Genomic DNA, 18,156 nt, shown 5'->3' on the forward strand with positions numbered 1-18,156 from the left:
CCCCGGACGCCCACCCGAGCGATCGCCACGAAGAACACCGAGCGGGGTGGCATGCGGTGCCGGCAGCGGAGCGGTGATTCGCCCACCTCGCGTTTGAACGCGGTGCTGAACACGCTCTCGGAGGCGTACCCCAGCTCGGTCGCCAGCGACACGACGCGGACGTCGCCGTCGCGGAGGGCGCAGCCGTTCGTCGGCCAGCACCCGGAGCCATCCCGAGGGGAGCTCGGCCTGGTCGATGTAGGCGCGCAGCACTTCGAGCAGCAGGAGCCGGCCGTACTGGCGGATCGCGCACGCCGAACCCGTCCGCTTGCCGGTCACCTCGTCGAACAGCCGGTCGAAGATGCCGCGCAGGTCGGTCGCCGCGGCGGCCGACGCCCGAACGTGCGCCACCGGCGGAAGCGCCTGCAGCAGCAGCGCCCGGCCGGCCGGATTGAGGTCGACACGTCCACCGATGAGGATCCGGGTGCACTACGCCTGGTTCTCCTGGAAGGGGGACGAGCAGGCGGGGCAGCGGCCGCTGATCATGGCGTACCCGGACAAGGAGGTCATCCACCGGAGGGAAGCCCGGTAGGAATCGCGTTCCGCCCGCGCAGCGTCGCTACCCGCCGGCGCGCGGTGCGTCGCTCATCCTTCCGGAACGGTCGGCGTCAAGGGACGCCCGAAGCAGCGCTGATCGGAGTCGGGATGATGATCCTTGGAGTTGAACGCCTCCAAAATGGTCTCCTCCACGCCCCACCCGTTGATGTCCAGTTTGCTGTAGGGCGCTCTGGTGTAATCGCGGCACAACACCTGTGATTTGACCTGGTTGTTCGGGAAGAACCGGACCGTCCCGTCGAGGCCGAGGACGGCAGTGGCGACATCGCTCATGCTGATCACGTAGCCGGTGTGCACTTGAGCCGGTTGTGTGATCTCCACGGCCACGGCCGGTAGGAACGAGGCATTCAGGAATTTCAGGCAGGCCAGTGGCGCCAGGATCGCCAGCGAGCAGACCAGCATGGAGTTGACGAGAACAGGGGCGGCCGCCGACGGCAGTCGATTCCCCAGGAAAAGGCCGAGCGTCGGCGGGATGGTCAGTATGGCGGCGAGGAAGCGATCACCGTCATGCCATGCGGTCAACGCCGTGGGCAGCATCAGGCAGTAGAACGCCGCGGTGGTGGCGAGAGGAAACAGCCAACAAATGACGGCGACGAGTCGCGGCCGGTCGGGGAACTCCAGCCTGACATGCAGGGAGATCGACATGGTGGCAAGCATGAGCAGGGCGGGCAGATATTGTATGTGCCACGTGAAGAGTGCGACCGCGAAGCTTGCCATGAGAGCCCACATGGGAATGCGGGAGACAGTTCGCACCAGGCGGAATTTGTGGCCGTCGGCCCTGCTGAGCTGTAGCAGCCGTCCTGCGCAATGAAAGAGGATGACCACTGTGGACAACATCCACAGGCTGACGAAGAACAGCTCCACCAGCAAGCTGATGGGGCTGATGGATTGGACCACGAGCTGGGTGGTCTCCACGCTCTGGCCACTTAAGTACCAGATCTTGAGCGACAGCAGCAGTGCCGGGACGGTGGATATCGCGATGTACAGCCACTCGCGATCGTAGTCTTTCTGGTCGCCGTCTTCTCCCGTAGGCATTCCGCCTGAACCTCACTCATAGTCTCGGATCGCGGGTGCCGGAATCCCGGGAGGTTCGTTGTGGGCTATGATGACGGAGCCCCCGAGACGCTGCTGAGTAGCGCCGAAGTGTTGGTTGAAGAGTTTGTCCCAGGTTCCGTCGCTGACGATTTTGTACAGCGCGGCGTTGACCAAATCGAGGACATGGTCGGTTTCCGCTCGAGCGGGGCGCACACTGACCCCCCATTTTTCGGTGAAGTCCACACCGATATTGTGTAACTTCAAGTTCTCCATGTCCTCCGCGACGAGGCCGGCCAGGACCGCGGCGTCGCTCTGCACGGCGGCGAATTTTCCCGCTTTCAGGCCCTTGATGCACTCGCTTATACGGTCTCTCCCTATGGGATGGATGCCGACTTTCCTGAGCGCGTCGAAGGCGGTGGACGATGGCAGCGTGCAGACCTCCTTCCCCTTGAGATCGCTGAGGCTCTGCACCGTGTCTGGGTAGTCTCCCCTGGTCATCGCGGCCTGTTTGGTCATGAAGTAGGGGTAGGAAAACCTCACGCCATCCTTTTTCCGATCGTTCGTGATGCTGTATGCGGCGATTACCAGGTCGAGGTTGATGTGTTGGTCGTCCCTGTATATATGCATGCCCTGGCGCTCCTGTATTTTAACGGGGTGGAGCTCCACTTTGTCCCGGGTGAATTCCAGGTACTCGCCGATCGCATAGGCGATGTCGGCGTCGAACCCCTCGAGACTGCCGTCCTTTGAATTCGCTATCCCGGGGAGGTCGTCCCGTACGCCGATCTTGAGAGTCTGTTTCTCCGGCCCCAGGAATTTCGCCTTCTCGAGCAGCTCACGTTTCGACGGCGTCGTGACCCGTGCATAGACATTCGGCGCGGCCAGGGCGAGCACTAAGCCGAGCACTCCCGTGGCGACCGCAGTCACGGAGAACTTTCTTCCGGTGCCCTTGCGTCTCCGGGGACGCGCGGCCGGATCAACCTCGTTGACCATTCTTGAGGCTCCTTGCGAATCCTCGTGCTTAACTTTCCCGGGGTGGTTCGCTGAACAGCTCTCGGTTCCGAGGGCCACAGACCTACGCCAAGATGATGGTGGGCTTCTGGGCGCAAGTGCGGCTGGAAGCATTGCGTACTGCAGCGGGTGACCGGCGATGTAACCGGCGACATTGGCCGACGGCCTGTCGCGCGATCACGGAGGGGCGCGCCTTCGAAGGGCAAGGCTGTGCAGGGATGTGCGAGAGGACGGGGTGACCGACATCGATGTCCCGGCGGGGCGATCGCCGCTATGCCGATTCATCCTTGCCTATCGGGAGGGTCAACGCAAGTGCAAATGCAGAACCGTCTGTAAGTACGAATGCTCGTGCATATGCTCGTGCATCGTGTGATTAATCCTGCTTTATAGATTTATGCGAAGGCTGATCGTCGGACTGTGGACGGCGCGACCTTGATGCCCGGCGTGGCGAGTTCTCCGTGGACCCGCCGACAGCCCCACGGTGTCCGGGCGGACGAGGGGCCGTAGCCGGCGCAGGACCTCGTCGCCGAGTTGTCGTTCGAAGACGGTGATCTGGTGACGCAGGGCGAGACTCTCGACATCTCTGTCGCGCTCGCTCATCGGCAGGAACCGCAGCGCGGCGAAGGCGCTCGTGACGGCGAGATAGGTCAGGCGAAGGGGCACGGCCGATCGTCATGTCGCACGCGCGCCCTTCTCCTGGTGGCCGGGGCTCACGCACGCCACGCGAAGCCCAATATGGCTATGACCTGGGCGGACGTCATCATCGGCAGGCGCAGTGGCACCCGGCGTCAGTCGGGGGAGGTTGTCGAGCAGGAGGGCAGATCCGTCCCTTGAGCGAGCAACGTGATTCGCCATCAAAGCTCACGATGGAACCGAAACCGGACGTTCGACCGTCCTCTTCGATAGAAGGGATCGACCAACCGCCTACAAATCGCATCAGTCCCGTGACAGCCCGTAGGTAAACTCCGCTGGACCCCGTTCGAACAAGGAGTACGAATCGGTGAATCCACACGTGCTTGCCCACCGGGCACACCGACACGGCTGGGATGTGCAGACCGTCCCGCGATCCTCCGGCCCTACGGTCATCCTGCAGCGTGACGGCTGGCGTCTGGAAATCGCGTTCGACGGTCACGCACCCAAGGAGGCCACCGCCAACGAACCCGGTCACAACGTCGGCAGACAGCTCAACCTCCGCTCGATCAACGACTTCGTGCACCAGCCACGAACAGATCGGTTAACTCGCCCATACCGCGATCGACGGCAGGGCACCAGCCGCACGAGCGACCATGAAGCGGGCGAGCATCTCGACGACGGAGACGGCGACCGCCAGCAGGACGCCCTACGGGATGCTGATCGATGATCGTCATCCAACATGGGTGACCTCTCGGGGAGCACGAGTTCCTCCTCGACCCGCATGCCACGTCGCTCCATCGCCACCAGCGGGTCGGGATTCCAGAGGGGCGCGCCTGGCCGGTCAGGGGCGCCCGATGGGGTTCGGCCCTAGGGGGCGGAGCCGAAGCGCCATGGCTGAAACCCGAGGTCTTCGTGGACCGTGGTGGCGATGGCCATCCCCTGACTGAGCGCGTGGACGCCGATGGTGAGGACGGACCGGCCGCCCGGGGTGACCAGGTGACCGCGCCCGTGAGCCCGAACAGCCCTCGTGGTTGTGGGCGGTGCCGGCGGGCCGGCTCGACGGGCACCGGCTCCTGCCCGGTCCAAGAGCCGCGTCCACATTGGCCGCTTGCCGGCCTCCCTGACGGGGGTGCCCGTCAAGAAACGTGTCACTAGCCGCAAACGGGCGTGTTCGGGCAGGTCAGTGGCAGGGTCCGTACATGATCACGGTGTCGCCGATCACTGACTGCCGGCGGGAAATTCGGGTGCGGAGGGTCGGTGGGTGGTGTGTGATCGGGGGATGGCGATCAAGATGGGCAGGCCGGGGGTCGACGGGCTCGGTGACGTGGTGCGGGTGTTGGGGGAGTGGCAGTACGACGGAGGGCCCGTGCAGTTGCATCCGGGGGATGTGGGGTGGTTCTGGCGGTTCGGTGCGGAGCCGACGGCGGAGGCTACGCGGACCTGGAGCCGGGCTGGGGAGGTTTTGGCGGTCGGGCTGCTGGATGGTGCGGAGTTGCTGCGGTTGGCGTTCGCGCCGCCGGCGTTGCGGGACGAGGAGTTGGCGCGGCAGGTGGCCGAGGACGTGTCGGCGCCTGAGCGTGGTGTGCTGATCGAGGGCAAGGTGTACGTCGAGGCGCCGATGGGTGCGCTGATCCAGGACGTGTTGTTCAAGGACGGCTGGGAGAGCGGCGAGCCGTGGACACCACTTCGGCGCGACCTCGGCGCGCCTGTGCCGGATCCCGGCGTTCGCGTCGAGGTGATCGGGCCGGAACAGGCGCACGAGTGGGCCGCGGTCCTGCGGGCGTCGTTCGACGGGTCGACGTTCACCGACGAGCGCTGGCACGCGATGGCGGCAGGTGCGCCGTATGTCGACGCTCGGTGCCTGGTCGTTCGCAATGAGCAGGGCGAGGCGGTGGCGGCCGTGACGGTGTGGTCGGCGGGTGAAGGCAAGCCCGGGCTGATCGAGCCGATGGGGGTGCACCGGGCACACCGCGGTCACGGTTACGGCAGAGCGATCACGGTCGCCGCGGCGCGCGCACTCCAGGAGTTGGGCTCGTCCAGCGTGGACGTGTGCACGCCGAGCTCCAACGTCGGCGCCGTCGCCACTTACCAGTCGGCCGGCCTCGAGCAGTTGCCCGAGAGACGGGACCTGTACCGCAACGCTTCCTGAGGCTTTCGGCGTGCGGCCGGGGTGCGGCCGGGGTGCGGCGTCCGCGCCCTGCTCGCACGGTACGCGGACAAAGCCGGTCTCACCCACAACATGCCGCCCCACCGGCTGTGGCACCTCCTGTTCACCTGGCTCAAGGGACAAGGCATCGACGACGCCCTCACCCCCCTTACTCCGGCCGCATCGACCGTCCGACGCCGCGCTCGCGGGCGATCGGAGTGAGAGACTGGCCGCGCGCGGCGGGCCCGGGCGGCGGCGGCGAGCCAAACTGCGATCGCGCCCTGGGCCAAAGGGTCGGGGCCAGGGCGTGCAGGATGGCGCGGGGCCGGGCCGGTGCTTCGATCGGTGTGGTCAAGTGATCTCCTCCGAGGGCCGGCGGTGGGAGCCGCCGTGATCCGTCGTGTCAGCCGCTCGCCGCCGCCCTGGCCGCCTCGACGCTCTTGCGCAATGCGGTCGCGATCGGCTCGACGGGCGCGGACAGCTGCTGGATCCGGTCCCGGCGCAGACGCGTCTCCCGCCAGGAGGGAATCACCGTCTTGAGCCGGATCGCCGCGGCCAGCGCCGCCAGGACGCGGACGTCCTCGTCCAGGTGCCCGACCGGCTGGCCGCCGCGGATGGCCCGGCCGACGCGCTCGGCCAGCCTGCGCGACAGGTACGCCTTGCGCGGCGTGATCCGCTCGACCGGGAACAGCAGGATATGGCGCCGCTCCACGTTGATCATCCGGGCGGCCGCCAGCTCGTCGCGTACCACGCGGACCGCCTTGCCGAGGTCCTTCTGCACCCACCGCCGCCACGAGCGGGGCGGCGAGTTCGAGATCTGCTCCCAGACCACGGCCCGCAGGGAACCTGGCTCGGCGGCCGGGTGGGTGAGAGCTCGCGCCTTGCCCGACTCGTCCGCCAGGTTGCCCGCCAGCAGCAGCTCGGCGAGGGCGGCCGCGCGCAGCAGGTAGCCCAGCTCGCTGCGCTGGGTCAGCTTCTCCTTCCGCAGGTCGAAGGCCAGTAGGAAGGCCGATCGGGTCAGTGACTCAGTCTGCTTCACTTGCGTCTCCATCCGCCCGCTCCTCTTCATCTTCCTGACCTGTGTCGTCCCCTGTGCCGTCCTCTGGCGCTTTCCTCGGTCGTCCGCGTGGGCGCATCCGCCCCACCCCGTCGGGCAGGCGTCCGGCCTCGGAGAGGGCCCTGCGCAGCAGGAACTCGATCTGGGAGTTCGTGCTGCGCAGCTCGTCGGACGCCCACCTGGACAGCGCGTCGTGAACCACCGGGTCAAGCCGCAGCAGGATCTTCTTCCGCTCCACGGTGATTACTGGTAGAGCGTGCCCGTGTTGACCACGGGTTGGGTGTCGCGGTCACCGACCAGCACCACGAGCAGGTTGCTCACCATGGCCGCCTTGCGCTCCTCGTCCAGCTCGACCACGTTGTGCTCGGCGAGCTTGGCCAGGGCCATCTCCACCATGCCGACCGCCCCGTCGACGATCCGCTGCCGGGCCGCCACCACTGCGCCAGCCTGCTGACGGCGCAGCATGGCGTGGGCGATCTCGGGCGCGTACGCCAGGTGGATGATGCGGGACTCGATGACCTTCACCCCGGCGGACGACACCCTGGCCGCGATCTCCGTGGACAGCCGCTCGTTGATCTCGTCGGCGTTGTCCCGCAGGGACAGCCTGGGCTCGCCGTGCGCGTCGTACGGATAGCTGCCCGCGATGTGCCGCACGGCCGTCTCCGCCTGGATGGCCACGAACTCCACGAAGTCGTCCACCTCGAAGACCGCCTGCGCGGTGTCCTGCACCTGCCAGACCACCACGGTCGCGATCTGGATCGGGTTGCCGTCCGCGTCGTTGACCTTCGTCACGTCCGTCTCGTGGTTGCGGATCCTTGTGGACACCCGCCGGCGCACCGTGATCGGGTTGACCCACTGGAAGCCGGGGGTGCGCAGGGTGCCGACGTACCGGCCGAGCAGCTGCACCACCCTGGCCTCGCCCGGCGCCACCGCGGTGAGGCCGAAGTACATGTAGGACCCGAGCAGGATCATCAGGATGCTCACGATGACCACCCACATGCCGCCCTGCCCGGCCCCCGAGGCGAGCATGACGATTCCCACGACGAGCAGCGCGATCCCGGCCAGCTCCAGCGCCGTCGCCACCCCCAGCATCATGAACCCGTTGGCCGCCCGCACGGGGTGCTCGCTCGTGTGCGGTGCGGGCATGTCCACGACGGCGGCCTCAAGTGCGGCCTCGCCCGATGTGTTCGCCATCGTCCGTCCCCTCTCCGTGACTTCATCTCGATAGCAAAGTGATATCACTTTTTCGGCGACTGCGGAAGGCGGATTCTCAGGGTCCTGCGCTCGGGTCGTGCGATGAGCCGCAAAGCAGACGTGTTGCCGCAGGTCTGCCCAGGCGACCGGGATGGCGATCAGCGCACGGCCGCGGTTATGGACACTCGCAGGTCGGCGGCGATCATGTTGAGCGCGCCGACGACGAGCAGTTCGGCGCTGCCCAGCACGAACGTTCCAAGGAAGTGGGAGTCGCTTCCTGCGCTACGGCCCTTCTCCGACCACCAGCGCCGCCAGGGAGCACGCTCGACAGACCTGGCTGGTCACGACTGGATCATTGAGGCGTTCTCACTCTGAGGCACGGTGCTTGTCGCCTGTGGCGTGGCCATGGCGGCCGGTCGCCTGCCTGGCATGCCGAGCGCGACCAGCGTGCCGATGAACGCGAATGCGGCGACCGTGCCCATGCCCGCCGAGAAACCCGCGCTGAACTCCTCGGCTGAGGCGTGACTCCCGACACTCGCGAAGACGGCCACCGTGACGGCGACGCCGAACACCCCGCCGAAGATCCGCAGCATCATGAACGCGCCGGACGCCTGACCGATCAAGTGAGCGCTCTCGGAATCCGTCCGTGCGCGGCCGGTGCCCGCGTCGCGCCGCCGTGCCGCAGGTCATGCAGCCGGGCCGGCGGCAGCCCGGAAGCCGCGACCAACCGGTTGGCTTCTCCTCAGCCGCTGGTGAAGACCTCGATCCAGAAGCGCTGGCGCTCGCCGTCCACTCCCACCAGATAGGTGGCCTTGAGCTTGGTCGGAAGCAGCGGGGCCAGGCGAGCGGCCGTGCTCCGGTGGGTGCGGAGCTGCGGGAGTTCGGCGTTGGCCAGGATGCGGTGCACGACGTCGCTCGCGTCCGTGCCCTCCGGGCCCCCGCTGAGCCGAGCCCGAGATCAGCACCTTCACGAACAGGGCTTCCGCCACGACGATCAGAGGTGGAGGCAACCTCCTCCGGAGAAGGAGGCGTGATGTCGCATCTCTGGCGCGGCTGGTGTTTACTCCGCCCTGGCGTCCTGCTGTACGGCGGAACCATCGGTACGAATCAGCTTCACGCACACCATGCGGTTCACCTGATCGTCTCCGCAGAGCCCTTCACCGTGGCGGACGCCCATGGTCAGCGGCTGACCACCCAGACCGCGGTCATTCCCCCCGACACCGGCCACGCCATACTCATGGGAGCTCGCGGGGCCCTGCTGGCTCAACTCGAACCCGGCAGCTCACCAGGCCGTTCGCTGCTCGCCCATTCAGGTGCGGGAGCCAACGCCTCGACCTGGAGTCCGCCCTTCCCCCATCCGGGGCACGCCGTCACGAGCCCGAGACACCGCCAAGTGGCGGCGCCGCTCACGTTCACGGAACCGTCGAACGGCCATGAACACTCCGCCGAGGCCGCGGCCGCCCTGAAGATCGTCGAGGACTGGACGGGCCACCGTTGTGCCGCAGACATCCCGATTCACCCGGCGGTGGAGACGGCGATAGCCGTGATTCCCACTCTCCTGATCGGGGGACCGGTGCGTCTGGGCGAGGTCGCGGCCGCGGTGCACCTGTCTCCAAGCCGGTTGGCGCATCTGTTCAGCGCACACGTGGGGATTCCGCTGCGGCCCTATGTGCGCTGGCAGCGCCTTCAGCATGCGATCAGGCTGGTGGCCGCAGGGGAGTCCCTGACGGTGGCCGCCCACGGTGCCGGATTCACCGACGGGTCACATTTCACCAGGGTCTTCAGGCACAACTTCGGGACCGCACCCTCCACGCTGGCCGCCGCCATCGACTGGCTGCCCTGATTCGACACGTTCGTACAAGCGCTGACCGCATCGACGCCGCATCCTTGCCACGTACGAATGTCCCCCGAGACGCAGGTATTCGAAGCCCGAGGGAAGGCCCGCGATGCTCAATCTGTCGATCATCCTGGAAGACAGCGCCCGCAATGTTCCAGACCGCACCGCCCTGGTCTTCGGTGATTTGCGCCTGCCGTACTCCATGGTGAACTCCGTCGCGAACCAGGTGGCCAATCTCCTGGTGTCACGGGGGATCAGCAAGGGGGACAAGGTCGCGCTGCTCTGCCCGAACCTGCCCTACTTCCCCTTCGTCTACTTCGGCATCCTCAAGGCCGGGGCGACCGTGGTCCCGCTCAACGTGCTGCTGCAGCCGCGCGAGATCGCCTACCACCTGACCGACAGCGACACCAAGGCGCTCTTCTGCTTTGAGGGCTCCCCCGAGCTGCCCATGGGCGCGCGCGGGCGGGAGGCATTCGACGCCGCCGAGGGCTGCGAGCTCTTCTTCATCCTGCCCGCCACGCCGCTGGCCGCCGAGTCGGAGCACGGCGAATCGTTCTGGGCGGCTCTGGGTGGTATGTCCGAGGAGTTCGAGACGGTGCAGACCGGGCCTGACGACACCGCGGCCATCCTCTACACCTCCGGCACCACCGGTCAGCCCAAGGGCGCCGAGCTGACTCACATGAACATCCTGACCAACACCATCGTCAGCGACGAGATGTTCCCCGCCGACCCCGACGGCGACGTCTCACTCACCGTGCTACCGCTCTTCCACTCCTTCGGCCAGATCGCGGTCATGAACGTGAGCGTGCGCCGCCGCGCCACCCTCGTACTCCAGCCGCGCTTCGAGCCCGGCGAGGCGCTGGACCTCATGCGGAGGGAGAAGGTGACCATGTTCGCCGGGGTGCCGACGATGTTCTGGGCGCTGCTGTCGAAGATCCACGCCGACGGCGCCGAGGTGCCCTCGACGCTGCGGGTGGCGGTGGCGGGCGGGGCTTCCTCCCCGGTCGAGGTGCTCAAGGACTTCGAGGGCACCTTCGGCATCCCGATCCTGGAAGGCTACGGCCTGTCGGAGACTTCCCCAGTGGCCAGCTTCAACCAGCTCGGGCGGCCCACCAAGCCCGGCACCATCGGCTTCCCCATCTGGGGCGTGCAGATGCGGCTGGTGGACGATGACGGGAACACCATCGAGGGCGAGGGCCCCGGCGAGATCGCCATCCGCGGGCACAATGTCATGAAGGGCTACTACGGGCGGCCTGAGGCCACCGAGGAGGTCATGCGGGACGGCTGGTTCCGCACCGGCGACATCGCCACTCGCGACGAGGACGGCTACTACGCCATCATCGACCGCACGAAGGACATGATCATCCGGGGCGGCTTCAACGTCTACCCGCGCGAGGTGGAGGAGGTGCTGATGACGCACCCGGCGGTCTCGCTGGTGGCGGTGGTCGGTGTGCCCCATGGCTCGCACGGCGAGGAGGTCAAGGCCTACGTCATCCCGGCGCCCGGCGCGACGGCGAGCGAGCACGAGCTCATCGCCTGGTGCAAGGAGAACATGGCGGCCTACAAGTACCCGCGGATCATCGAGTTCCGCGAGAGCCTGCCGATGACGGCGACCGGCAAGATCCTCAAGCGCGAGCTGCGCCGGTAATACTTTGTGGGTTCGGGATCACCGGAGTGATTGGTCCCACGGCCGCGCCGGGGAGGTCGGACGAGGCATCCGGAGAGATCCGGATCGCGGCATGCGTCATGGGATGTCGCCGGGTGGGTCAATGGAGGCGCAGTCCGGCGAGGAGGAGTTCGACCATGCGACGGGCGTCGTACCTGGGGTCCTTGCCCGCGCCGATGCAGAGGTTGCCGACGCCGCGCATCAGTTCGAGGGCCTGGATGTCGGCACGGATCTGGCCTGCCCTGGCGGCGGCGTCCAGCAGCTCGGCGCAGACCGGCACGAGGCGATCGATGAAATAGGCGTGCAGAGTCGCGAAGGTGGCGTCGTCGGACTGTAGCGCCTCGGCGAGGCCATGCTTGGTGACCAGGAAATCGACGAAGAGATCGATCCAGCGCGTCAGAGCGGTGTGCGGTGAGTCGCTGTTCGCCAAGAGGGCCGGACCCGCCTCGACGCATGCCTCGACCTGGTGCCGGTAGACGGCGACGATGAGATCGGCCCGCGTCGGGAAGTGGCGGTAGATCGTGCCGACGCCCACGCCGGCCTTGGCCGCGATGTCGCGCACGGGCGCATCGACGCCGGAAGCGATGAAAGCCGCAGCGGCCGCCTCCAGCAGTGTCCTCTCGTTGCGCCGAGCGTCGGCCCGTTTCCGGGGGGCTGACGATCCTGAACCGCTGCCGATGCCCGCCACTGTGCCCTTGCCTCCGTCACTCAGCTTGCTAAGTGGAACACGGTTCCGTATGTTGGCTAACGGAACATGGATCCGCTTGCTCACGATACCGAACAGGCGGTCCGTGGCCATGCCACGCATCGCCATTCACCCAATTCTCAAGGAGAAACACCCATGCGCCTCCCCGATGACGTCGTCAGCACGCCCGTTCCCGTCATCTCGGTACGCCCGGTGGTGCTTCCGGCCCCGGGCCGCGGCGAGGACCTGCAGGTACGGGTGTCGGCCCCGGCGTCCGGCGGCGAACTGCCCATCATCGTCTTCTCGCACGGCTTCGGCGGGTCGCTGGACGGCTACGCCCCGCTGGTCGACTTCTGGGCCGCCCGCGGATTCGTGGTCGTGCAGCCCACCCACCTCGACTCGCGGACGTTGAACGTCACGCCCGATGATCCCCGTTACCCGGAGATCTGGCGCCTCCGGGTCGAGGACCTGACGCGCATCGTCGATCAGCTGGACCTCATCGAAGCCTCCCTTCCGGGCCTCGCGGGGCGCACCGACCGGAGCCGCATCGCCGCCGCCGGGCACTCGTGGGGCGCCCAGACGGCGAGCATGCTGCTGGGCGCGCGGGTCCTCGACGCCGGGGGTGTCCCGGGCGAGGACAGGTCCGACCCGCGGATCAGGGCCGGTGTGCTGCTTGCCGTACCGGGCACGGGCGGCCCTGACCTGACGCCGTTCGCCGCCGAGCACTTCTCCTTCATGAACCCGGGCTTCGCCGAGATGACCACGCCGGCCCTGGTGGTCGCGGGGGAGAAGGACCAGTCCGCCCTGACCGTCCGGGGCCCGGAGTGGTTCACGGATGCGTACTTCCTGAGCCCAGGTGCCAAGAGCCTGCTCACCCTGTTCAGGGCGGAGCATTCGCTGGGCGGGATCTCCGGCTACACCGTCACGGAGACGACGGACGAGAGCCCCGAACGGGTCGCCGTGATCCAGCGGCTCACATGGGCCTTTCTCCGCGGTGCGCTCTACCCCGCGGACACCAGCTGGTCCGCGGCGAGCGCCGATCCTCTGGGCCGTATCGAATCCAAGTGACGCTCCGGGAAGCACGCTGTCCGTCCTTAGTGGCGGCGGCCGGCCCCCGGCCATCAGAGAAAGGACCCATGGCCCCATGCCGAGCTTCGGGATCATGACCGCCCCCATGCAGGTCGACTATCAGGACATCCTTCGGGTCTGGCAGGAAGCGGACGTCATTCCCGAGATCGAGCACGCGTGGCTGTTCGACCACCTCATGCCGATCGGCGGTAGCCCGGACGGACCGGCCTACGAAGGCTGGACGCTGCTCTCGGCTCTCGCCGCCCAGACCCGACGGCTGCGTCTCGGCCTGCTCGTGACCAGCAACCGCTTCCGGCCGCCCGCGATGCTGGCCAAGATCGCCGCGACCGTCGACGTCGTCTCCGGCGGGCGGCTCGACTTCGGGATCGGCGCGGGCTCGCGTCCGGATCACCCGCCGGCCCGGCGCGAGTACGACGCACACGGCCTGCCCTTCCACGACTTCGCCCACTCGGTGGGGAGCCTCGCCGAGGCGTGCACCGTCATCCGGCGGTTGTGGACCGAGACCGAGCCGTTCGACTTCGACGGCGCCTACGTCCAGCTCACCGACGCGTTCTGCAACCCTAAGCCGGCGCAGCGCCCCTGCCCGCCGATCCTGATCGGCGGACGCTCGTCTGCGACGCTGCGCGTGGTCGCCGAGCACGCCGATCTATGGAACATCCCCGGCGGCGACATCGACGACGTCGTCCGCCGCAGCGCGCTGCTGGACCGCTACTGCGCCGAGATCGGTCGCGACCCCGCCTCGATCGCCCGCTCGATCCACCTGCCGGTCTCCTACGATCAGCCCCGGATGACCCGAGAGGCGATCACCGAGGCGGTCGCCGCAGGCTTTCAGCACATCGTCCTCGGGCTGTCGGCGCCGTACCCGGCCAACGTCGCGCGGTGGGTCGCCGACGAGCTTGTCACCGCGTCGGTCTAGGTGTGCTGTGCGGCAGGTCTTGGCGTTCGGCTGAGGTCGGCCATCGATCGTCATGCGTGATCGACCTGTATCAGGGCCGAGCTCAGCTCGTGCCGCTAAGGCAGGTGCCCGGTGACGGGCGCGGAGACGGTGCCGGTGCAGTCGGCCAGTGCCTTCTCGGTGGCGGCGCCGTCCACCTGGAAGTCGCCGTCGTGGCACCGACCGCCATCCCCGTTCCACATGCGCTTCACGCCGACCGGCTCGTCCGGATCGCTCAGTGCATCATGGGTGTGCCCGCACGGTTGACGTCGCGGCCTTGTTTCTGCGGGAGCGATAGTTGGCAACCTTGACACGGTTGCCGCATTCCTCCATGCCGCACCATTGGCGGTTGCCGCCCCGGGAGCGGTCGATGAAGATGCGCGTGCATTCCTCCAGAGCACATTCTCGGATGCGCAGCTCGCCGAGCTCGCTGAGGAGCTCGGCCGCCGAACGGGCCACGCTCGAGGCAACCGCCCCCGCGTCTCCGGACCGAACGAGGCCCGCCGGCGTCAGCCTCATCCGCGGCGGCGCCCCGGCGGCCTGCTCGTTGACGACGCGCAGGTCGTCGTCGGGCCAGGGACGCCCGTCCATGGCCGTCGTCACCAGCCGGTAGACGGCCTCCCGCAGCGCGCGCATCCTCCACAGGTCCGCGGCGTCGACGACCGGCTCCTCGCTCATCACCCCCGCTTCGACGGCCCATCGGCCGAGGTCGGCGGGGGTGACCAGGAGCTCCTCCGGTTCGGTGCGCCGCCACTTGAGCGTGCCCATGAAGTCGAGGGCGAGGTTGCCGCTGACGAAGATGAAGCTCACGACACCATCTTGACAGGTTACATATCGCTGCCGCAATCTTGCGTACACCTACTAAGCCGGTTACACCACCGATGACGCAGGAGCCCATGTGATCACCGATGACGACTACCTGTACTACGTCGACCGCGCCCTGGACGGGATGACCGGCATCGTCGCCGGCCTGGGCGACCGGCTGGCCAACACCAGACCGCCGCTCCCCGGTGCCAACTCGCCGTACGCGCTGCTCAACCACTGCCTGGGAGTGGTGTCGTACTGGTCGGGGCAGCTCGTGGCCGGACGCGAGGTCGTCCGCGATCGCGACGCCGAGTTCGCCGGCGCAGGACCCGTCGGCCCGCTGCTGGGCAAGGTGGCAGCGGTACGAGCCCGGCTGGCCGAGGACGTGCACGCCGCCGATCCCGCCGCGCCACTCCGTGGCACGCCGCCCGCAGCCTTCCTCGGTCCCGACCGGGAGCTGACCCAAGGGGCGGCGCTGCTGCACGTCTACGAGGAGCTCGCGCAGCACCACGGCCAAATGGAGATCTTGCGCGACGCCATCCTCGCCGGGCGGCACGCGGCGGTGACGCCGTGAACCGCCCGCCCGCCGACCTGTTCGAGACCATCGACGTCGAACGGCTGCGCTCCGGGCACGGCGTCAAGTGGGGCTCCGTGCCCCCGGACACCATCGGAGCGTGGGTCGCCGACATGGACTTCGGCGTCCCGCCCGCCGTAAGCGAGAGCATTCTGCGCCTCACGCGGCACGCCGACTTCGGCTACCCGTACTGGCCGGGCGACGACCCCGTGATCGAGGCGTTCGAGGAGCGCATGGTCACTCACCACGGGTGGCGTCCGGAGCCCGGGAGGGCCCGGGTGTTCACCGATCTTCTGCAAATTCTGCAGGTCATGATCGAGTACGCCACGCAGCCCGGTGACGGCATCGCGATCCACGTCCCCGCGTATCCGCCGTTCCTGGCGAGCATCGCCCGGGCCGGACGGCGCATCGTGCCGCTGCCCATGACGCGCGGCGAGACGGGGTGGCGCTTCCAGACCGAAGGGCTCGTCGAGCACCTCCGGGAGCAGGGCTGCCGCATGCTCGTGGTCGTCAATCCGCAGAATCCCACCGGCCGCGTCTTCACGCCCGCCGAACTGCTCGCGCTGGCCACGGCGGCCGAGGAGCTCGATCTGGTCGTGCTGGCCGACGAGATCCACGCCGATCTGGTGTTCGCCCCGCATCGGCATGTGCCGTTCGCCTCCGTCGGCACGGCCGCCACGCGAACGGTGACGGCCACCTCGGCCACGAAGGCGTTCAACATCGCCGGGCTCCGCTGCGCCGTCGCGCACATCGGCCCCGACCGGCTGCGCGAGGCGCTGGACAGAGCCCCGCTGGACTTCTTCGGAACGCCGAGCACCCTCAGCCGGGTCGCCACCGTGGCCGCCTGGCGCCGATCCGACGCCTGGCTGGCCGCTCTGATGCGCACCCTGGAGCGCAACCGGCGCCTGGTCCAGGCGTGGGCGGCGTCGCTGCCCTGGAATCCGCACTACCACAGCCCGCAAGGCACGTACCTGAGCTGGCTCGACTTCACCGCAAGCCCGATCGGGGCCGCCGGCCCCGCCGAACACCTCGAACGCCTGGCGAGGGTCAAACTGAGCGAAGGGGCCGAGTTCGCCCAGCACACCACGGTCGACACCGCCGGATTCGCTCGGCTCAACTTCGCGACCAGCACATCCAACCTCATGGAGATCCTCGACCGCGTCCTGGCCGTCCGGTCCTGACGATCCGGCATGATCGCCTCAGCCCATGAAAGGTCAGCCGCCCCGACCTGCTGTTCTGCAGCGATGGGGGCATCGTTTGGGCGCGCACCAGTGTTCTGCGCCTGAAATTCGTCGGCAGTATCGAGCGAGGGAGTCGAGGATCTCGACGGCACCACGACCGGACCTGGTGATCGACCTGGGTACCGCCGATCATCACGGTGGAACGTGATCTCAGCCGCGCCGGCGCTGGGCGGCCAGGCCCACCGCCTCCATCCCCGGTGCCCGTCTGGCCGTGGACATCGGCAGGGCGCCGGCCACCACCCGGGTCACCGCCTGCTGGGGTGGCCTGGTCATGTGAAGGGGATGTTGAGCCACGGGCTGTTCGGGTCGGTCGTCAGGATTCTGTGCGCGTTGAGCATTTCGCCATACCAGTCACCGAATTCCTCCTCATCGAAATGCAGGCAACGTCCCAGGACGTAGGCGGCTGAGAACTCTTCCCATGAACGGTAGTTGATCCGGCTGAGCCGACCGGCGCGGAGCACCGCCCGTTCGGCCTCCGCCAGGTCGCAGTAGCGGGCACCGAGTCCCCAGCGGGCCATCTTCGAAGCTCGCCCGTAGTCCCACGCCTCCACCGTGTGGACGAATCTGCCCTTGGCGAGCAGCCCGTCTGCACGGAATCGTGCCTCGTATCGTGTGATTCGTCCGATGAGTCGTTGCGCTCCGGCGACTTGGGCCTCCGTCTCGGAGTCGCTGTGAGGCGCCGTCATCGTGACCCCGTCGGGGGCGGTGTCCTTGTTCGCTGTGCGGTTCCGTATGGCCCGCGAGGTCACCTGGCGCCAGTGGTCGATCTCGACCATGCCGCCGAAATCGCGGGCGAGAACGCTGCGTATGCCCAGGACGAATCCCCAGAACGGGCTGCTCATTCGGCCGTTGAGAAGCGTCTCCTCAGCACGCAGCCACTCTTCGCGGTTGGTGATCTCCCACCACTCCTTGAGGCGTTTCCGCTCGCGGACGTAGCCGGTGCCATGCCAGCCCATCGCGTTCCAGAGCGAGGCATTGCTCACGCAGAGAAGCGCCCCGCAGGCGAGGCCGTGGGCGACCGGACCGTGCAGCGGGCCCCCGGCCCACAGCGTGCGCAGTTCGTTTCGGCGGGGGTAGGGCATCCGTTCGGCATGCCGGCGCCACACCAGTCGATGGGCGGCCGTCGCGGGGAAGTACGCTTCGCAAGGGCTGCCGGGGTTGATGGCCAGCCACTCGTCGTCCTGGGGCCAATTCCGGGCGAGTTCGCCCAGATCGTCTTGAAAGAAGACCGGGTCGGGCGCGGGCGCGGGAAGCATCCCGTCGGTGAGGAACACAAGAAACTTGGTACCAGGCCGCGTGCCCCAATACGTGGGGGTGTAGCTGATCCAGCCGGGTCGGGCATCCGCGTTGGCGCGCGACATCGCGTGATAGAGGTTCGCCGTGGCCAGGACGTCGAAGTACGCAGCCCAGTCGCCCCGCATCTTCGCTTCGTACAGACCGCCTTCGATGTCGGTGGGCGCGTGCCATGCAGGGACAGGTGGCGCCGATCTTCCCTCGTCGGACGCGCCCTGCTCCGCCATGAGATCAGCACCCATGCCATTCCACGCTCCCATGCGCCACTACGTTACAAGTGCCCCATGGTCCTGCTCAGGGGAGGATCTCGCGGTCACGTCCACGGACGTGATGAATGGGTCCTGGCCTTCCGCCGATGCCTGTGTG

The 18,156-nt window shown here is 67.8% G+C and carries 22 protein-coding genes and 1 pseudogene; 8 read left to right on the forward strand and 15 right to left on the reverse strand.

Annotated features, from left to right (window positions below; translation table 11 throughout):
* From ETD86_RS60250 to ETD86_RS31905, 5 genes and pseudogenes are all read right to left on the reverse strand, one after another.
* A partial coding sequence (locus tag ETD86_RS60250) for an AraC family transcriptional regulator (protein WP_211370451.1) occupies nt 1-152 on the reverse strand: 152 nt, incomplete at its 3' end.
* 139 nt (nt 153-291) lie between these two features.
* Nucleotides 292-459 (reverse strand): annotated as a pseudogene (locus ETD86_RS60255) (cupin domain-containing protein); the annotation flags it as partial.
* Nucleotides 460-624: 165 nt separating this feature from the next.
* A complete protein-coding gene (locus ETD86_RS31895; protein ID WP_138670370.1) occupies nt 625-1,629 on the reverse strand; it encodes a hypothetical protein in 1,005 nt (334 codons plus the stop codon).
* Nucleotides 1,630-1,641: 12 nt separating this feature from the next.
* Complete coding sequence (locus ETD86_RS31900; RefSeq protein ID WP_170223386.1) at nt 1,642-2,619, reverse strand: transporter substrate-binding domain-containing protein; 978 nt, start codon at nt 2,617-2,619, stop codon at nt 1,642-1,644.
* A 402-nt stretch (nt 2,620-3,021) separates the two neighbouring features.
* Nucleotides 3,022-3,300 carry a hypothetical protein gene (locus ETD86_RS31905; protein WP_138670372.1) on the reverse strand — a complete coding sequence of 93 codons (279 nt, stop codon included), beginning with the start codon at nt 3,298-3,300 and terminating at the stop codon, nt 3,022-3,024.
* Between the two features lie 337 nt (nt 3,301-3,637).
* Between ETD86_RS31905 and ETD86_RS31910 the strand changes: the two genes are divergently transcribed.
* Together ETD86_RS31910 and ETD86_RS31915 are read left to right on the forward strand one after the other, a co-directional pair.
* Nucleotides 3,638-3,997 carry a hypothetical protein gene (locus ETD86_RS31910; RefSeq protein WP_138670373.1) on the forward strand — a complete coding sequence of 120 codons (360 nt, stop codon included), beginning with the start codon at nt 3,638-3,640 and terminating at the stop codon, nt 3,995-3,997.
* A 552-nt stretch (nt 3,998-4,549) separates the two neighbouring features.
* Nucleotides 4,550-5,419: a GNAT family N-acetyltransferase gene (locus ETD86_RS31915; protein WP_138670374.1), complete on the forward strand. Its 870-nt coding sequence runs from the start codon at nt 4,550-4,552 to the stop codon at nt 5,417-5,419.
* Nucleotides 5,420-5,819: 400 nt separating this feature from the next.
* Here the strand turns inward: ETD86_RS31915 and ETD86_RS31920 are convergent, their stop codons facing one another.
* The 5 genes from ETD86_RS31920 to ETD86_RS31945 all read right to left on the reverse strand — a co-directional run bounded on the left by ETD86_RS31920 (nt 5,820) and on the right by ETD86_RS31945 (nt 8,574).
* Nucleotides 5,820-6,455 carry a GPP34 family phosphoprotein gene (locus ETD86_RS31920; RefSeq protein ID WP_170223387.1) on the reverse strand — a complete coding sequence of 212 codons (636 nt, stop codon included), beginning with the start codon at nt 6,453-6,455 and terminating at the stop codon, nt 5,820-5,822.
* Nucleotides 6,442-6,711, reverse strand: a complete 270-nt coding sequence (locus tag ETD86_RS31925) for a type II toxin-antitoxin system antitoxin (RefSeq protein WP_425465673.1) — start codon at nt 6,709-6,711, stop codon at nt 6,442-6,444. The genes ETD86_RS31920 and ETD86_RS31925 overlap by 14 nt, the downstream gene beginning before the upstream one ends.
* Before the next feature lie 5 nt (nt 6,712-6,716).
* Nucleotides 6,717-7,667 carry an SPFH domain-containing protein gene (locus ETD86_RS31930; protein ID WP_138670376.1) on the reverse strand — a complete coding sequence of 317 codons (951 nt, stop codon included), beginning with the start codon at nt 7,665-7,667 and terminating at the stop codon, nt 6,717-6,719.
* A gap of 341 nt (nt 7,668-8,008) precedes the next feature.
* Nucleotides 8,009-8,290 carry a hypothetical protein gene (locus ETD86_RS31935; RefSeq protein ID WP_211370448.1) on the reverse strand — a complete coding sequence of 94 codons (282 nt, stop codon included), beginning with the start codon at nt 8,288-8,290 and terminating at the stop codon, nt 8,009-8,011.
* A gap of 119 nt (nt 8,291-8,409) precedes the next feature.
* Nucleotides 8,410-8,574, reverse strand: a complete 165-nt coding sequence (locus ETD86_RS31945; RefSeq protein ID WP_211370449.1) for a hypothetical protein — start codon at nt 8,572-8,574, stop codon at nt 8,410-8,412.
* A 126-nt stretch (nt 8,575-8,700) separates the two neighbouring features.
* Between ETD86_RS31945 and ETD86_RS31950 the strand changes: the two genes are divergently transcribed.
* Both ETD86_RS31950 and ETD86_RS31955 read left to right on the forward strand, forming a co-directional pair.
* Entirely contained in the window at nt 8,701-9,510 is an 810-nt protein-coding gene (locus ETD86_RS31950; RefSeq protein WP_138670377.1) for a helix-turn-helix transcriptional regulator, read from the forward strand.
* Between the two features lie 103 nt (nt 9,511-9,613).
* Nucleotides 9,614-11,152, forward strand: coding sequence for a long-chain-fatty-acid--CoA ligase (locus ETD86_RS31955; RefSeq protein WP_138670378.1), 1,539 nt, complete (start codon nt 9,614-9,616; stop codon nt 11,150-11,152).
* A gap of 118 nt (nt 11,153-11,270) precedes the next feature.
* Here ETD86_RS31955 and ETD86_RS31960 read toward each other — a convergent pair whose 3' ends face one another.
* Nucleotides 11,271-11,984: a TetR/AcrR family transcriptional regulator gene (locus ETD86_RS31960; RefSeq protein WP_281286994.1), complete on the reverse strand. Its 714-nt coding sequence runs from the start codon at nt 11,982-11,984 to the stop codon at nt 11,271-11,273.
* Between the two features lie 27 nt (nt 11,985-12,011).
* On the opposite strand from ETD86_RS31960, the gene ETD86_RS31965 reads away from it, so the two are divergent.
* Together ETD86_RS31965 and ETD86_RS31970 are read left to right on the forward strand one after the other, a co-directional pair.
* Nucleotides 12,012-12,923 (forward strand): alpha/beta hydrolase family protein, encoded by a 912-nt coding sequence (locus ETD86_RS31965; RefSeq protein ID WP_138670379.1) that lies wholly within the window; start codon nt 12,012-12,014, stop codon nt 12,921-12,923.
* A 76-nt stretch (nt 12,924-12,999) separates the two neighbouring features.
* Nucleotides 13,000-13,860 (forward strand): LLM class flavin-dependent oxidoreductase, encoded by an 861-nt coding sequence (locus ETD86_RS31970; RefSeq protein WP_138670380.1) that lies wholly within the window; start codon nt 13,000-13,002, stop codon nt 13,858-13,860.
* A 95-nt stretch (nt 13,861-13,955) separates the two neighbouring features.
* On the opposite strand, the gene ETD86_RS59320 is transcribed toward ETD86_RS31970, so the two are convergent.
* Nucleotides 13,956-14,090, reverse strand: coding sequence for a hypothetical protein (locus ETD86_RS59320; RefSeq protein ID WP_281286995.1), 135 nt, complete (start codon nt 14,088-14,090; stop codon nt 13,956-13,958).
* Nucleotides 14,091-14,121: 31 nt separating this feature from the next.
* Nucleotides 14,122-14,688, reverse strand: a complete 567-nt coding sequence (locus ETD86_RS31975) for a CGNR zinc finger domain-containing protein (RefSeq protein WP_138670381.1) — start codon at nt 14,686-14,688, stop codon at nt 14,122-14,124.
* An 88-nt stretch (nt 14,689-14,776) separates the two neighbouring features.
* Between ETD86_RS31975 and ETD86_RS31980 the strand changes: the two genes are divergently transcribed.
* Together ETD86_RS31980 and ETD86_RS31985 are read left to right on the forward strand one after the other, a co-directional pair.
* Nucleotides 14,777-15,256 (forward strand): mycothiol transferase, encoded by a 480-nt coding sequence (locus ETD86_RS31980; RefSeq protein ID WP_138670382.1) that lies wholly within the window; start codon nt 14,777-14,779, stop codon nt 15,254-15,256.
* Nucleotides 15,253-16,437 carry an aminotransferase class I/II-fold pyridoxal phosphate-dependent enzyme gene (locus tag ETD86_RS31985; RefSeq protein ID WP_246148509.1) on the forward strand — a complete coding sequence of 395 codons (1,185 nt, stop codon included), beginning with the start codon at nt 15,253-15,255 and terminating at the stop codon, nt 16,435-16,437. The genes ETD86_RS31980 and ETD86_RS31985 overlap by 4 nt, the downstream gene beginning before the upstream one ends.
* A gap of 210 nt (nt 16,438-16,647) precedes the next feature.
* Here ETD86_RS31985 and ETD86_RS59325 read toward each other — a convergent pair whose 3' ends face one another.
* The gene (locus tag ETD86_RS59325) at nt 16,648-16,770 is read right to left on the reverse strand and encodes a hypothetical protein (protein ID WP_281286996.1); all 123 of its coding nucleotides are present in this window, start codon (nt 16,768-16,770) and stop codon (nt 16,648-16,650) included.
* Complete coding sequence (locus ETD86_RS31990; RefSeq protein WP_211370450.1) at nt 16,767-18,032, reverse strand: DUF1266 domain-containing protein; 1,266 nt, start codon at nt 18,030-18,032, stop codon at nt 16,767-16,769. Before ETD86_RS31990 ends, ETD86_RS59325 begins: the two co-directional genes overlap by 4 nt.
* Nucleotides 18,033-18,156: the final 124 nt, after the last annotated feature.

The organism is Nonomuraea turkmeniaca, assembly GCF_005889735.1.
GTDB classification, from domain to species: Bacteria; Actinomycetota; Actinomycetes; order Streptosporangiales; family Streptosporangiaceae; genus Nonomuraea; species Nonomuraea turkmeniaca.

Coding starts and splice junctions, on each gene's coding strand:
- ETD86_RS31900 (WP_170223386.1), bottom strand. CDS start 2,619: ATGGTCAACGAGGTTGATCCGGCCGCGCGTCCCCGGAGACGCAAGGGC.
- ETD86_RS31930 (WP_138670376.1), bottom strand. CDS start 7,667: ATGGCGAACACATCGGGCGAGGCCGCACTTGAGGCCGCCGTCGTGGAC.
- ETD86_RS31895 (WP_138670370.1), bottom strand. CDS start 1,629: ATGCCTACGGGAGAAGACGGCGACCAGAAAGACTACGATCGCGAGTGG.
- ETD86_RS31950 (WP_138670377.1), top strand. CDS start 8,701: ATGTCGCATCTCTGGCGCGGCTGGTGTTTACTCCGCCCTGGCGTCCTG.
- ETD86_RS59325 (WP_281286996.1), bottom strand. CDS start 16,770: ATGACCAGGCCACCCCAGCAGGCGGTGACCCGGGTGGTGGCCGGCGCC.
- ETD86_RS31965 (WP_138670379.1), top strand. CDS start 12,012: ATGCGCCTCCCCGATGACGTCGTCAGCACGCCCGTTCCCGTCATCTCG.
- ETD86_RS31970 (WP_138670380.1), top strand. CDS start 13,000: ATGCCGAGCTTCGGGATCATGACCGCCCCCATGCAGGTCGACTATCAG.
- ETD86_RS31990 (WP_211370450.1), bottom strand. CDS start 18,032: ATGGGTGCTGATCTCATGGCGGAGCAGGGCGCGTCCGACGAGGGAAGA.
- ETD86_RS31955 (WP_138670378.1), top strand. CDS start 9,614: ATGCTCAATCTGTCGATCATCCTGGAAGACAGCGCCCGCAATGTTCCA.
- ETD86_RS31960 (WP_281286994.1), bottom strand. CDS start 11,984: ATGGCGATGCGTGGCATGGCCACGGACCGCCTGTTCGGTATCGTGAGC.
- ETD86_RS31915 (WP_138670374.1), top strand. CDS start 4,550: ATGGCGATCAAGATGGGCAGGCCGGGGGTCGACGGGCTCGGTGACGTG.